The organism is Gordonia aquimaris (assembly GCF_026262595.1).
Taxonomy (GTDB): Bacteria; Actinomycetota; Actinomycetes; order Mycobacteriales; family Mycobacteriaceae; genus Gordonia; species Gordonia tangerina.
Map to the genome: position 1 here is coordinate 1 of NZ_JAPKFM010000008.1, position 13050 is coordinate 13050.

A 13050-nucleotide genomic window follows, 5' to 3' on the forward strand; every position below is an offset into this window, starting at 1 on the left:
GTTCGGACACCGCTGTGACGCGCGGACCCGCAGAGTCCGTCGGGGTGCGGCATAATCCCGACCATGCTCATCGGCCGGACCGCGGGTGTGTGATGACCGATTCCGCGGTTGCCGTCATCTGTGTGCTGTTGCTGCTGTGGGCGGTGCTGTCGCGGGTGCTGACCCGCCACGACGTCACCGGGCCGCTGCTGTTCGTGCTCGCCGGGTACCTGCTCGCCAACCCGGAGTGGGGTGTGTTGGCGGTCGATGTGGACACCTCCATCGTGCACATCCTGGCCGAGCTGACCCTGGGCCTGGTGCTGTTCACCGACGCCTCCCGCGTCGACGTGGGCCGACTGCGCCGGGCGATACGACTACCGGCGCGGCTGTTGCTGGTGGGTCTGCCGCTGACGATCGCGCTGGGCACCCTCGGCGCCGAAGTCATCTTCGGCGAGTTCGGCTGGGGATTGGCGTTGTTCGTCGGTGCCGCCCTCGCTCCCACGGACGCGGCGCTGAGCGTGCAGGTGATCGACGACGACCGCATCCCACGCCGACTGCGGTTGTCGCTGAACGTGGAGAGCGGACTCAACGACGGGATCGCGACGCCGGTGGTGACCCTGGCCATCGCACTGGGGGCGACGGCGCTCGGCGTCGGTGGTGCCGAGGGCATCACCCTGGGCCAGGCCGGCATCGAGTTGGCGGTCGGGGTGGCCACCGGGGCCGTGGTCGGCGGCATCGCCGCGTGGGCGATCAACGTCTCGGCGCTGCGCGACCTCTCGTCGCCCAAGACCCGGCAGATCGCTGCACTGGCGACCGCGGTCGGCGTGTTCGCGCTGGCGGTCACGATCGATGGCAACGGTTTCATCGCTGCATTCGTTGCGGGAATGACGTTCGGTCACGTGCTCGACCGCGATCGGGCGGAGAGCAGCGCAGACCCTTCCACGCAGGAGTTGGGCCGCCGTCGCAACGAGGACTCCACCGTGCTGGAGGTGCTGCCCGAGCTCGGTGGCGAACTCCTCGCGCTGGTGGTGTGGTTCCTGTTCGGCGCCATTCTGATGCCGCTGGCCTTTCACGTGGTGGAGGCGGGCGATCTCGCACTCATGGCCGGCTACGCGATGCTGAGCCTCACCATGTTCCGCATGATCCCGGTCGCGGTGTCCCTGTGGGGGAGCGGTCTGCCGACCCGCGATGTGCTGATCGTGGGCTGGTTCGGTCCGCGCGGCCTGGCATCGGTGGTGTTCGCACTCCTCGGTGTCGAACAACTCGGCACCGACGGCGGCGCCGGTCCCGCCGTCGCCGCGATCGCGGTGACCGTGCTCGCCAGCGTGGTCCTACACGGAGCGACCGCCGGTCCGGTGGCCCGCCGATACCCTCACGACGGTGGCGCTGACGCATCCGACGCAGGACATGTGCGGCTGCGGCCCAGCGGTGTGCACCGGTGGCGTCGATGACGGATCGACCAGCCGATATCGGCCCGCGTCGGCTCCCGCCGTCCCCGTTGATCTACGAGATCAACACCTGGGTGTGGCTCGCCGAGCTGTCCGACCGAATCGGCTGCACGGGCGCGAGCGAACCGATCACGCTCGCCGACGTCCCGGACGCCACCTGGGACGCCATCGCGGAGTCCGGCTTCGACGCCGTCTGGCTGATGGGGGTGTGGCGGCGCAGTGCGGCCGGCGCCCGGATCGCGCGTGGCGATCGCGCCTTGATGGAGTCGTTCGCCGAAGCGGTAGGGGACCTGCAGTCGCAGGACGTCGTCGGCTCACCGTATGCCGTGCGCGACTACACCGTCGATGACCATCTCGGCGGGCCCGCCGGGTTGGTGGCGGCACGGCGCGCACTCGCCGACCGGGGAGTGGCGCTGATCCTGGACTACGTGCCCAATCACGTCGCACTCGACCACCCGTGGGTCGGCACGCATCCGACTTGGTTCATCGGCGGGGATCGGGCCGACCTCGCCGCCGACGACGCGTCGTTCACCGAGATCGACGGCCGGGTCATCGCACACGGCCGCGACCCGTACTTCCCGGCGTGGACCGATGTGGCGCAACTCAACGCGTTCGACCCGGACCTGCGCGCGGCCACCGACGCCGAGCTGTCCCGGATCGCGACGCAATGCGACGGCGTGCGCTGCGACATGGCGATGTTGGTGATGAACGAGGTCTTCGCGTGGACCTGGGGTAACCGAGCGGGCCCGGTGCCCACCGACGACTTCTGGCCCGACATCATCGCCTCGGTGCGCGCCCGACACCCGGGGTTCGTGTTCATCGCCGAGGCCTACTGGGGCACCGAGTGCGCGCTGATCGATCAGGGTTTCGACCACTGTTACGACAAAACGCTCTACGACACACTGCGAGATGAACCGGGCACACTGGCCCACCGCCCGAACGCCGACGATGGAGATCCCCACACAGGCGTGCGTTTCATCGAGAACCACGACGAGCCGCGCGCTCCGGAGGCCTTCGGCGAACGCGACCGGCAGGCCGCGGTGGTGATCCTCACCGTGCCAGGAGCCCGGTTGATCCACCACGGGCAGCTCACCGGCCGCCGACGTCGCCTTCCCGTCCAACTCGGTCGCAGCCCTGACGAACCGGTCGACGGTGACCGCGCGGTGTTCTACCGTGCCCTGCTCGGCGTCGTCGACGACGACGCGTTCCGGTCGGGCGGGCAACGGTGGTGCGACACCCGGTCTGCACCCGCTCTGCTCGCCTGGACACGGGGCGCACGACGGTGGCTCATCGTGGTGAACACTGCGGGTACGGCGACGGCAGGGCGCATCAGGCCGGACTGGTCCGATCCTGATTCCGATCCCGATGAGGCGCACCCGGCCGGACAACCCGCACCGGGCACCCGGCTGGTCGACGCGCTCTCCGGCCAACCGCTGCACATCTGCGGCGACGGAGCCGTCGACGTGCGGCTGGGGCCATGGGGGTGGTTGGTGCTGCGCCTCATCGACACCGACACCGACCGCGCTGATGTCGGGTGGGTGCCGTGACGGCGGCAAAGCGTGGCAAGGTCGTCACCGAACCACAGGACCGGGCGACGAGGTGGCCGCGGCAATGACGATCGTCTCCACGCCGAAACGCAGGGCATGGTTGCATGCCTGGCGCTTGCGGCTGATCGGGCCGACCGACGACTCCGATCTGGCTCGCATCCGCCGATTCGGCGCCCGGTTCGTCGGTACCGGACTACTGATCTTCCCGGTCGCACTGACGCCGCTGATCGCCTCGGAGTCCGCGTTGACCGACCGGTGGTGGCCACCGGTGAGCGTCCTGCTCGTGACGGTGCCGGCCATGGTCGTCATCATCGCCACCTACCGTCGGCGACCGACCGGACTCACCGTTCTGGCGACGGCCTGCTGCGCCGGCCTGCTGCTGGCCACCCTGTTGTGGTTCGGCGCCTGGACGGGAGCGGTCGCATCCGAGGACACCACCTGGAGCGTGTGGTTGGTGCAGTTCCCCGGGGTGCCGGGTCTACTCCTCGGGCTCAGTGGCCACCCGCGTCTCGCGTTGGCGTACATCGTCATCGCGACGCTGGTGACCCAAACCGCCAATCAACTCGGGCTGGACGGTCAGATCCGCCCGGAGTTGTACCTGGGTTCGCTGCTCACCATCGCGCTGACCGCAGTGTTCCTGGCGGTCGCAGTGGTCACCGTCCGGACGGCGCAGGTCCTCGACGAGACCCGAGCAACGGCGATCGAGGCGGCGGCCGCGTCGTCGGCGGCGGCCGCCGAGGACGCCGAACGCACCCGGTTCGCCACGCTGATCCATGACAAGGTGCTGGCCATCCTGCTCGCCATCGACGTCGGTCGACCATCGTCGGCGCTTGCGGCGCAGGCGTCCTCGGCCGTCCATGAGCTCGACCGTCGCGGCGAGCACCCGACGGCCGGCCCGCTCGACGCCGACGAGTTCGCGCGGCGCATCCGGTTGGCGATCCGATCGACCGGGGTCGAGGTGGACCGTGAGCTGTCGATCGACCCCGACGCGAGTCGGCGCTATCCCGCCGAGGTCGCTGCGGCCCTGATCGATGCGATGGGCGAGGCCATCCGCAACCAGGCGCGCCACGCCGGCGACGACGCCTCCTGCCTGGTCGTAGGTGACCTCGGGGACGCATCGATCAGCCTCGCCGTCGTCGACGACGGCCGGGGATTCGACGAGGCGGATGTGCGACCGGAAAGGTTGGGGTTGGCGATCGGTATCCGCCGGCGGATGGCCTCGGTTCCCGGTGGTTCGGCCGAGGTACGCAGCACGCCTGGACACGGCACCACGGTGATCCTGCGGTGGACCGACGAACCGACCACACACGCGCCGGTGGCGATCGCGGTGCCCGATGGACGGGCCTGACGTGGCGGCCGACGAGGCCGACCCGGCGATCGAGGACACCACCGACCTGTTCGGTCTGCGCTCGCCGTTGGTGGTGCGCGCACTGCTCGCCCTGGCTGTGATCTACCTGGTCGTCACGATCGGCTCCGGCGTCAACATCACGTCGGTGTGGAGCTGGGTCGGCTTCGCCGGTGCCTTCGGGTTGCTGGCCGTCGACCTGGCCGTGCTGACCCGGCTGCGAGGCGACCCGCTACCCGCGCGGGCAGCGGCGGTCGCCGCAGGGTTGATGCTCGGCGGGACCGCACTCGCGTGGTGGTCGGTGCCGGCCGCGACTTTCGCGCCGGTCCAGTGTCTGCCGGCGGCCATCGCGGGCATCGTCGCCCTGGCGTTGCTGGTGGTCCGCGGACGGATCGGCACGGCATGGGTCGGTGCCATCGCGATGAGTCTGTCGGCTGCGACATGGACGGCGGCGCGCGGACTCGGATTCACCGCCGGTCTGGTCTTCACCTCGTGGGTCTATCCGGTGATGCTGTTCGCATCACTGTTCGGCGTGATGCTGCGGCCCATCGCCGAGACGATCGGCACGCTGCGCGCCCGGGCGGTCCGGGACGCGTCGGATTCGGCGGCCACGGCGGCCGCCGCCGAGGAGCGGGAGCGCCAGGTGGCGCTGCTCGACCGGCAGGCGCGACCCCTGCTCATGCAGGTAGCTGCCGAGCACGCATTCACCGTCAACGAGGTGAGGGATGCGCGTCTGGTCGAAGCCGGATTGCGTGACGGCATCCGGGCACCGGCCTGGCAGGCGGTCGCGGTGCGTGCGGCGGTGTGGCAGGCACGACGACGCGGGGTCACGGTGGTGTTGTTTGACGACGGCGGCACGGCCGACGTCCCGGCCGTGCAGGCGCGCCTCGACGACCTGCTCGTGGCCGAACTCGGAGCGATGCGGACCGGCCGGGTGACCGCGCGGGTGATGCCACCCGGGCGACCCACCCGCGCCAGTATCGTGCTCGCTCGCGCAGACGGCGTGCGACGCTACGACTGTGCCCACAACGGACAGATCACCGGCGGGGATGTCGAAAGCCGATGAGGACGGCCGTGCGGTGAACGGCATCGCTCGACTGCAGACCGCCACCCACGGGGTCGGCCGCGGCCAACTGCGCGCCGACGACTCCGACCTGGCGCGGCTCGAACGCGTGGGCACCCGGTTCGTGGGCTGCGGGCTGCTGGCATTCAGCCTGCTGATGGCGCCGGTCGCGGTGCGCACCATGCACCTCACCGACCCGTGGTGGACGGTACTCAGCGTCGTACTCGTGGTGGGTCCGGCGGTCGCACTCGTGGCGATGTCGTTCCGCGACGAACCCGGCAGGCTCGACTGGCCGGTGGGCGCCTGCGCCGTGGGTTACGTGTTGTCGACGCTGCTGTGGTTCGTGGCGTGGCGGGGCGTACCCGACGGCACCGACCGCTACACCATTTGGCTGATCCAGTTCCCGTCGGTGGCCGCCATCGCGCTGGTGCTGATCGGCCGGACCCGGTGGGCGATCACGCATCTCGTCGTCGCGACGACCCTGGTACATGCGGCCAATCAGATCGGGCTCGACGGTTCGGTGACGCCGCGTGAATTGTTGAGTGCGCCACTGACCATGGCGCTCAGTGGGGTGTTCATGGCGGTCGCGTACGCGACCGCGCGCAACGTCCGGTCGTTGGACACCCGTCGGGCCGCCACCATCACCGCGGCGGCCGCCACTGCAGCGATGGTGGCGCGCGAATCCGAGCGTGCCCGATTCGCCGCGGTTATCCACGATCGGGTGATCGCCGCGCTGCTGGCGGTCGGGGTGGGGAAGCCCGATCGGCGCCTCGCCGCCCAGGCGGCATCGGCGTTGGCCGAACTCGACCTGGGCGACGAGCGGGACAGTGCCGAGGTGCCCGCGTCGCTGTTCGCGCACCGACTGCAGGCCCTCGCCGACGAGGTGGGTGACGGGGTGGTGGTCGAGTTACGGGTCGTGGACAACGCGGTTGCGTACCCCGCCGAGGCGTTCACCGCGATCAGTGGTGCGGTGGGCGAGGCCTTGCGCAACTGGCGACGACACGCCGGGGTGGGCAGCCGGTGCGTCGTCGACGGTGAGCTGGCCGGCGACGCGGTCTCGATCACCGTGCGCGACGACGGGGTCGGCTTCGATCCGACCGCGTTGGGCAATGAGCGATACGGGGTCGCGGTCGGCATCCGCGGCCGGATGGAGGCCGTGGCCGGTGGGTCGGTCGATGTCGCGGCAGCGCCGGGCGACGGTACCCGCATCCACGTGGGTTGGCGCCGCTCATGACCGAACGCGATGGCGGGGTGCGCGGTGGTCGCCGGACACCGGGAGACGTCGAAGGTCACGACGACGAGCACCCGGCCGATCCCGCCGCAGTCGATCTGTTCGGCCTCGGTTCGGCTGCGGTGATCTGGTCGTTGGGGATATTCGCCTTGACCTATGTGGTGGTGGCGGTAGGTGCGGGTTGGGAGATCCGGTCGTGGGTGAGCTGGGTCGGTGCGGCGGCGGGACTGGCGGCGTTCGGCGTTGCGGCGGCGTTCGTCGTCGGAGGCCGCGGAGCGCGGACGCCGGCACCGGTCGCCGTGGCGGTGACCGGATTGGTGGTGGGTGCGCTGGCGCTGTCGTTGTGGAGTCTTCCGGTGGAGACCTACCGCACGTTGCAGACGTCGCCACCGGTGTCGGCGCTGACCGTGGTGGCGACGATGCTCGCACTGCATCGGCGCCCGGTGTTCGCCTGGGTGGGTGCGGTGTGCGCCAGTGTGGTCGCCGGGGTGTGGGGTGTCGCGCAGGGGTTCGGCTATCCGGCCGGCGCCGAGATCACGTTCTTCTGTTTCCCGGTGCTGGTGATGGCCACCTTGTTCGTGTTGATGGCACCGCCGATGGAGGTCCGCATCCGAGCGCTGCGCGAGCGGGAGATCGCGCAGGCGCAGACGGAGGCCGCCGCGAGAGCCGGGGCTGCCGAACGTCATGATCAGTTACGTCGTCTCGACCGCGGTGCCCGCCCGATCCTGCAGCGGATGGTCGACCGGCATGCCTTCGGCCCGGACGAGGTGATCGACGCCCGGCTGACCGAGGCACAACTGCGTGACGGCATCCGGGCACGGGCCTGGGAGTCCGAGGAGGTGCGCAGCGCCGCGTGGCAGGCGCGGCGGCGCGGAGTGACGGTACTGCTGCTCGACGACGGGGCGCTGGACGCGCGCGGCGATACGGAGACCGCCCGCCGACTGCGGCGGCTGCTGGTCGCCGAGCTCCGAGCAGCTCGCGACGGTCAGATCACCGCCCGGGTGCTCCCGCCGGGACGCGAGGTGATCGCATCGGTGGTGGTGAACTCCAGCACCGGGGTCAGTCGTACCGAGTGCCGGTTCGACGGCGCCGTGTGCGTGTTTCCGGGAACCCTCAGCTGAGTTCGGCGTCGAGCCACCTCAGGATGTCCGGCGTGGGCTTGCGTGCGGCGTCGGCGTATTCGGGATGTTTGCCGAGATAGGCCGCCACCATCGGGCACACGCCGACGATGACGATGCCTTCGGCGCGGGTCTGGTCGAGGGCGTGTCGGATCAGGATCGTGCCGAGTCCGCGGCCTCCGAACTCCTCGGCCACCTCGGTGTGGAAGAACACCCGTTGCCGACTGTCGCCGTCAGCGCGATCGCGGTAGGCGGTGAATCCCGCCGGGGCCGGTTCGGATGCGGTGTCGGCGACCGCGATCTCGAAGCGCTGCACGTCAGGCTCGTGGGTGACGGTGACCGCGGCCCCGGTCTTGTCGATCGTCATGGTGACGACCTTACGGCCTGGCAATGGGAGGACCGGCCGAAGACGGCCGGTCGGCCGCCCGGAGTTCTCGCCAGGCGCACAGCTGGCACGTGCGCGCGGCGATGACGTGCACCCGCGTGGGGCGACGCGGGCGTCTGGGCCGATTGTCGTCACCGGTACCATCGGGTCCACTGACCTCGATGCGCACCATCCGGGTCCGGGGACGTTGCGGCGCGCCTGCCGCGGGCGCCCAGGGCAACGGATGCACTACCTACACGAGAGGAACGACAGAGCAGATGACCAATCCGTTCGACGACGAGAACGGGCGTTTCTACGTCCTGGTGAACGACGAGAACCAGCATTCGCTGTGGCCGACCTTCGCCGACATCCCGGCAGGCTGGACCGCGGTGTTCGGCGAGGACAGCCGGGCGGCGTGTCTGGAGTATGTCGAGAAGAACTGGACCGATCTGCGTCCGAAGAGCTTGATCGACGCCATGGAGGCCGACCGCGCCGAGCGCGCCGCCGAGTGACACGCCGGTAAGGGCAGCCAAACCAGTAGAAATCCACCGTGCCCCGGTGACATTCGGGGCGTGAGCTGTCATCATTTCCTCAACAGGGAACTGGTCGGGTCTGGAATCGGTGGTTCTCAGGTGCTGCGGAAGCAGGTGAGACATGGTCGGCGAATACGGACCGTGGGAGGCCGCACGTTTGCGTGCGACCAGTGACGAGATCGCGCGCAGGGCTCAAGTCACCCCGACGCTCACAGCGGTGCGGGTGCATGGCGAGTCCGCCACCTACCGCGAGCTCGCCGGTGCACTGGTCCGCTACGGCCGGGTGTCCGACCTCAACGGGCTCGGGGTGGGCTCCACGATCGCTGCGGCGATCCTGCACTGTCTGCCCCGCATCGGCCGACTCGGCGAACCGATGGCGGTGGTACACACCGTGCGTCAGGTGCTCGATTGGCTGGCGCGTGACCTCGACGAAGGTTTCGGCGGTCTTCGCGCCATCGGCTGATGCGATCGGTGGGCCGGGCGACCCGGCGTCGGAAACCGCGCCGGCGTCACCGCGCGGTCGCCGCCTTTCGGTAGCCGCGCAGGGCAGGGTACACACACACGGCGATGATCCCGACGGTCCAGATCGTCACCTTGATCAGGTTCTCGGCGATCGGACCGCCGGCCGCCAACGAACGCATCACCTCGATCGTGGGCGTCATCGGCTGGTTCTCCACGATCGGTTGGAGCCAGCCGGGGTAGGCGTCGATGGGGGAGAACCCCGAATTGAAGAACATCAGCACGCTCGACACCAGCGACAGCAGCGGCACGAGCGGGGCCGATGGAGCGGCACTGACCGCGAGTGCCAGGACCAGTGTGGCGTAGGCGACGCCAAACATCAGCGCCACCCCGAAGATCCCGGCGATGGCACCGAACCCGCCGGTGATGTCGAACCCGATGAACGAACCGACCACGATCAGTAGCGCCGTGACGAGCACGATCCGGAACATCTCGCTGAGCAGTCGCGAGGTCAGATCGGCCGCGCGGTTGATGGGCAGCACGTACAGCCGCGACAGCAGACCGGTGCCACGCTCCTGATTGAGTCGGATGCCCGCGGCGACCGATCCGAACATCGCGCTCACCAGGATGACCAACGGAACGGTGCCGTAGGTGCTGTCCTGGCCGGTCGCGCTGCCGATGGCATCACCGAGGACGACCTTGAACATCAGCAGGGTCAGGATGGGGACCAGCACCAACTGCAGGAATGTCGCCTTGTCGTGCACCATCACCGACAGCTGACGCCACGACAGCACCCCGCTCTGGGTGAACCAGGCGCGGATCGTGCCCTCGCCGGGGGCGGCGACCGGTGGCGCCTTCTGCGCAGACGCGGTCTGGTCCTGCACCGCGCTGGTCTGGTCCTGCACCGGGGTGGCGTGGGGCGCGACGGCGGGGGTGGGCGCGGCACCGGGTGTCCGGGCGGGCACGGCGGTCATCGCACAGCCTTCCGGATGCCAAGTCCGGTCAGGAACACCCCGGCGATCCCGAGTCCCACGCACCACCAGATCGTGGGAGTCAGAATCTCGAGGGTGACCGTGCCGTCGCTCAGCGCTCGCATCGACGTCGCGAACTGCGAGATCGGCTGGTTGCGGACGAACGGCTGTATCCACTCCGGGAACTGGTCCTCGGGGACGAAGCCGGTGGACAGCAGGCCGAGGACGAGAATCGGCAGGGACAGCGCCTGACTGGTCGCCTCGGGGCTGTTCGACAACAGACCCAGGGCGTCGGCGAGGATGGCGATCAGCAGCCCCACGGCAAGCACCACCGCGAACAGTCCCACCGTCTCGAGTACCGAACCCGCCGGTCGCCAGCCCATCACCAAGCTGGTGACCGCCGCGCAGATGACCGAGATCACCAGCAGAGCCCCGTTGGTGCCGAACCGGGCGAGCGTCGGGATCGCGACCGGCATCGGCATCGTCCGGAACCGGGTGTTGATGCCCTTGGTGGTGTCCACGGAGGCGCGCATCGCCGCCGAGGACGCCACGAAGCTCACCGATTGCAGCGAGATGATCGGCATCAGGAACGCGGCGTAATCCATGTCGGGATCGGCGTCCATGATCGACCGCAGTGGCAGGTAGAAGCAGATCGCCAGCAGCACCGGCGCGGCGAAGGCGAAGATGATCTCCCCATTGCGGAAGATCGCGCGCAACCCGCGGATCGTCAGGGCCCACCACTGGGCGGTGGCGTGAGTCCGCGGGCGGGTGATCACCGTCGGCGTCGCGACGGTGTCCGTCGCACCCGCACGCCCGACTCCGGCCGGGTCGACCCGAGCGGTGTTCGCCCGCGCGGTGTGCACTGCGGTCCGAGCGGCTGGGGTGGAGGTCACGCCGGATCGTCCGCGGGTTCGGCAGCCGGGTTGGAACTCGGCGCGCTGGGATCGGTCAACGCGAGGAAGACCTCGTCGAGACTGGGGCGGCGCAGTGCGACATCCGAGAGCCGGATCCCCGCCCCGGTGGTGCGTTGCACGATCTCGACGAGGGTGTCCGCGCCGTCCGGTGCGGGCACCGCGACCGAGGCCGACGATTCGCCGTCGGCTCCGCCATTAGGGGACGCTGGGCCACGTGGGGACGTTGGGTCGCTGGGGGAATCGGTGAGCAGGTCACCGAGGCAATCGCGCAACCGTGGCAGGTCCTCCGGGTCGGCCGGCGTGACGTCGTAATGCGAGGCACCGGTAGCGGCCTTGAGCTCGTCGGCCGTACCCGATGCGATGACACGACCGCGGTCGATCACCACGATGTGGTCGGAGAGCGTATCGGCCTCTTCCAGGTATTGGGTGGTCAGTAGCGTGGTGACGCCCTGGTCGCGCAGCGACTCGACGAGTTTCCACACCTCCTGGCGGCTGCGCGGGTCCAAACCGGTGGTCGGCTCGTCGAGGAAGACAACCTCGGGCTGGGTGACCAGGCCGCACGCGATGTCGATGCGACGCCGCATACCACCGGAATACTCACCGACCCGGCGGCCGGCGGCTCGGGTGAGGTCGAAGGATGTGAGCAATTCGTCGGCGCGGACGCGTGCCGCGGATTTGGACAGCCCCATCAGCCGTCCGAACAGGATGAGGTTGTCGCGGCCGGACAGCGCTTCGTCCAGTGCAGCGAACTGCCCGGTCAACATGATCGAGCGTCGCACGCCCGCAGCGTCGGACACCACGTCATGGCCGGCCACCGTCGCGGTACCGCCATCTGGTTTGAGCAGTGTGCACAGCATGTTGACGGTCGTGGTCTTGCCTGCCCCGTTGGGGCCGAGGAGCGCGAGGATCGAACCCTTGGCGACCGAAAAACTCACCGATTCGACGGCCACGTTCGCGCCGAACCGCTTGTGCAGACCGGTCACCTCGATCGCGGCGGGAGCGGCCGGCGTGAGATCGAGGGACTCGGATTCGGCTGCGGTGTCGGGTTCGGTCGCTGACGGGGACGCGGCCCGGTGCGCGGCCTCGGACCGTCGTGCCGGCTCCGGCACGGACGGCGCAGCGATCGGGGCGCGCTCGGCGCGGTTTTCATCGAGGAGGCCGGTGTCGCTGACGGCGGGATCGCTGACGGCGGGATCGCTCATGTCGGCGATGTGGGAAGTATCACCCGGCGGGGTGAGGATTCGCCATCCATCGGCGACGTCTGGCGCGACCTGGTCCACCGGACCGTCGGCGATCGAACCGTCCCGGGTGGCCGGGTCGGCGGTAGGGGCATCGACGGTGGGCCGGGGGCTGTCGGTGGCCTCGGGTGCAGGCGTGGCGGCCGGGGTCAGCGCCGGAAAGGCGACGGTCGGCGAATCGTCGCCGGTCACTTTCGCGTGCCGTGCCCGGCGGTGGCGGGCTGCGGGCGCAACGCCCTGGTCCGACGGGCCCGAGCCATCGGAATCGCCGGCGTTGCCGTTGGTCCATGCACGAGTGATCTCGAGGTCACGAGAGGTCAGCAGATCGGCGTCCCGACCGACATCGACGGGTGAACGGGGCGTCGCCGAGGTCGTGGACCTGTGGGACGGCTCGGCCATCGACTACTCCTCTCGGGCCACGTCGGTTGCCGGAGCACACGGCCGGTTGCTGTGGGCGATGGTACCCAAACAATCGACACGCCCTGCGACATTGTCGTCGGGGGATACCAAAACATTACTTTCGGGCAGGTACGGTTCCTACGTTTGGACGACGCGCCGGGGCCGCGCGTAACGATCTGGCGTCCGGATACGAAATCCATCTGTGAGCTTGTCGTTTACCGGCAATTCAGGTGGTTCGGTCTGGGCTCATCCATTCAACCGAATCATGGTGAAGTAGGAATTGAAGGGTGGATAATGACGCACACTGTTGCGAGGGAACACCGTTTCCGCGGAACAGACAGCCCACAACGGTCGTTGCGGTGGACACATCGATCGACGTACGACCGGGCTTGCCGATGAGTCGCTGGATCAGGCTGGCCGACGAACTGGAAGAGAGAGGCG

General features: G+C 69.3%; 12 protein-coding genes. 8 read left to right on the forward strand and 4 right to left on the reverse strand.

The features are described 5' to 3' along the window. The 6 genes from OSB52_RS09725 to OSB52_RS09750 form a co-directional block, all read left to right on the forward strand. The coding region (locus OSB52_RS09725) for a cation:proton antiporter (protein ID WP_266061504.1) at positions 1–1430 on the forward strand (1430 nt) is incomplete at its 5' end. Beyond that, positions 1427–2974, forward strand: a complete 1548-nt coding sequence (locus OSB52_RS09730) for an alpha-amylase family protein (RefSeq protein WP_266061505.1) — start codon at positions 1427–1429, stop codon at positions 2972–2974. The genes OSB52_RS09725 and OSB52_RS09730, both read left to right, overlap by 4 nt. A gap of 64 nt (positions 2975–3038) precedes the next feature. Further along, complete coding sequence (locus OSB52_RS09735) at positions 3039–4322, forward strand: sensor histidine kinase (protein WP_235725564.1); 1284 nt, start codon at positions 3039–3041, stop codon at positions 4320–4322. Further along, complete coding sequence (locus OSB52_RS09740) at positions 4309–5385, forward strand: DUF8320 family protein (RefSeq protein ID WP_266061506.1); 1077 nt, start codon at positions 4309–4311, stop codon at positions 5383–5385. The genes OSB52_RS09735 and OSB52_RS09740 overlap by 14 nt, the downstream gene beginning before the upstream one ends. Further along, the gene (locus OSB52_RS09745) at positions 5339–6616 is read left to right on the forward strand and encodes a sensor histidine kinase (protein ID WP_266061507.1); all 1278 of its coding nucleotides are present in this window, start codon (positions 5339–5341) and stop codon (positions 6614–6616) included. Before OSB52_RS09740 ends, OSB52_RS09745 begins: the two co-directional genes overlap by 47 nt. Next, entirely contained in the window at positions 6613–7734 is a 1122-nt protein-coding gene (locus OSB52_RS09750; RefSeq protein ID WP_266061508.1) for a DUF8320 family protein, read from the forward strand. Before OSB52_RS09745 ends, OSB52_RS09750 begins: the two co-directional genes overlap by 4 nt. Here OSB52_RS09750 and OSB52_RS09755 read toward each other — a convergent pair. Next, complete coding sequence (locus OSB52_RS09755) at positions 7727–8098, reverse strand: GNAT family N-acetyltransferase (RefSeq protein WP_266061509.1); 372 nt, start codon at positions 8096–8098, stop codon at positions 7727–7729. The two genes, OSB52_RS09750 and OSB52_RS09755, sit on opposite strands and share 8 nt — an antisense overlap. Before the next feature lie 275 nt (positions 8099–8373). On the opposite strand from OSB52_RS09755, the gene OSB52_RS09760 reads away from it, so the two are divergent. Next, complete coding sequence (locus OSB52_RS09760; protein ID WP_235725573.1) at positions 8374–8607, forward strand: MbtH family protein; 234 nt, start codon at positions 8374–8376, stop codon at positions 8605–8607. Positions 8608–8749: 142 nt separating this feature from the next. Beyond that, a complete protein-coding gene (locus tag OSB52_RS09765) occupies positions 8750–9091 on the forward strand; it encodes a hypothetical protein (protein WP_235725575.1) in 342 nt (113 codons plus the stop codon). Between the two features lie 46 nt (positions 9092–9137). Here OSB52_RS09765 and OSB52_RS09770 read toward each other — a convergent pair whose 3' ends face one another. The 3 genes from OSB52_RS09770 to OSB52_RS09780 form a co-directional block, all read right to left on the reverse strand. Continuing rightward, positions 9138–10061: an ABC transporter permease gene (locus OSB52_RS09770; RefSeq protein ID WP_266061510.1), complete on the reverse strand. Its 924-nt coding sequence runs from the start codon at positions 10059–10061 to the stop codon at positions 9138–9140. Further along, positions 10058–10834, reverse strand: a complete 777-nt coding sequence (locus OSB52_RS09775; protein ID WP_235725617.1) for an ABC transporter permease — start codon at positions 10832–10834, stop codon at positions 10058–10060. Before OSB52_RS09775 ends, OSB52_RS09770 begins: the two co-directional genes overlap by 4 nt. Before the next feature lie 113 nt (positions 10835–10947). Next, positions 10948–12609 (reverse strand): ATP-binding cassette domain-containing protein, encoded by a 1662-nt coding sequence (locus tag OSB52_RS09780; RefSeq protein ID WP_266061511.1) that lies wholly within the window; start codon positions 12607–12609, stop codon positions 10948–10950. Positions 12610–13050: the final 441 nt, after the last annotated feature.

What these genes read in the sequence shown, in the direction of transcription:
- OSB52_RS09755 (WP_266061509.1), bottom strand. Translation starts at nt 8,098, where the DNA reads ATGACGATCGACAAGACCGGGGCCGCGGTCACCGTCACCCACGAGCCT.
- OSB52_RS09760 (WP_235725573.1), top strand. Translation starts at nt 8,374, where the DNA reads ATGACCAATCCGTTCGACGACGAGAACGGGCGTTTCTACGTCCTGGTG.
- OSB52_RS09750 (WP_266061508.1), top strand. Translation starts at nt 6,613, where the DNA reads ATGACCGAACGCGATGGCGGGGTGCGCGGTGGTCGCCGGACACCGGGA.
- OSB52_RS09735 (WP_235725564.1), top strand. Translation starts at nt 3,039, where the DNA reads ATGACGATCGTCTCCACGCCGAAACGCAGGGCATGGTTGCATGCCTGG.
- OSB52_RS09765 (WP_235725575.1), top strand. Translation starts at nt 8,750, where the DNA reads ATGGTCGGCGAATACGGACCGTGGGAGGCCGCACGTTTGCGTGCGACC.
- OSB52_RS09780 (WP_266061511.1), bottom strand. Translation starts at nt 12,609, where the DNA reads ATGGCCGAGCCGTCCCACAGGTCCACGACCTCGGCGACGCCCCGTTCA.
- OSB52_RS09730 (WP_266061505.1), top strand. Translation starts at nt 1,427, where the DNA reads ATGACGGATCGACCAGCCGATATCGGCCCGCGTCGGCTCCCGCCGTCC.
- OSB52_RS09770 (WP_266061510.1), bottom strand. Translation starts at nt 10,061, where the DNA reads ATGACCGCCGTGCCCGCCCGGACACCCGGTGCCGCGCCCACCCCCGCC.
- OSB52_RS09740 (WP_266061506.1), top strand. Translation starts at nt 4,309, where the DNA reads ATGGACGGGCCTGACGTGGCGGCCGACGAGGCCGACCCGGCGATCGAG.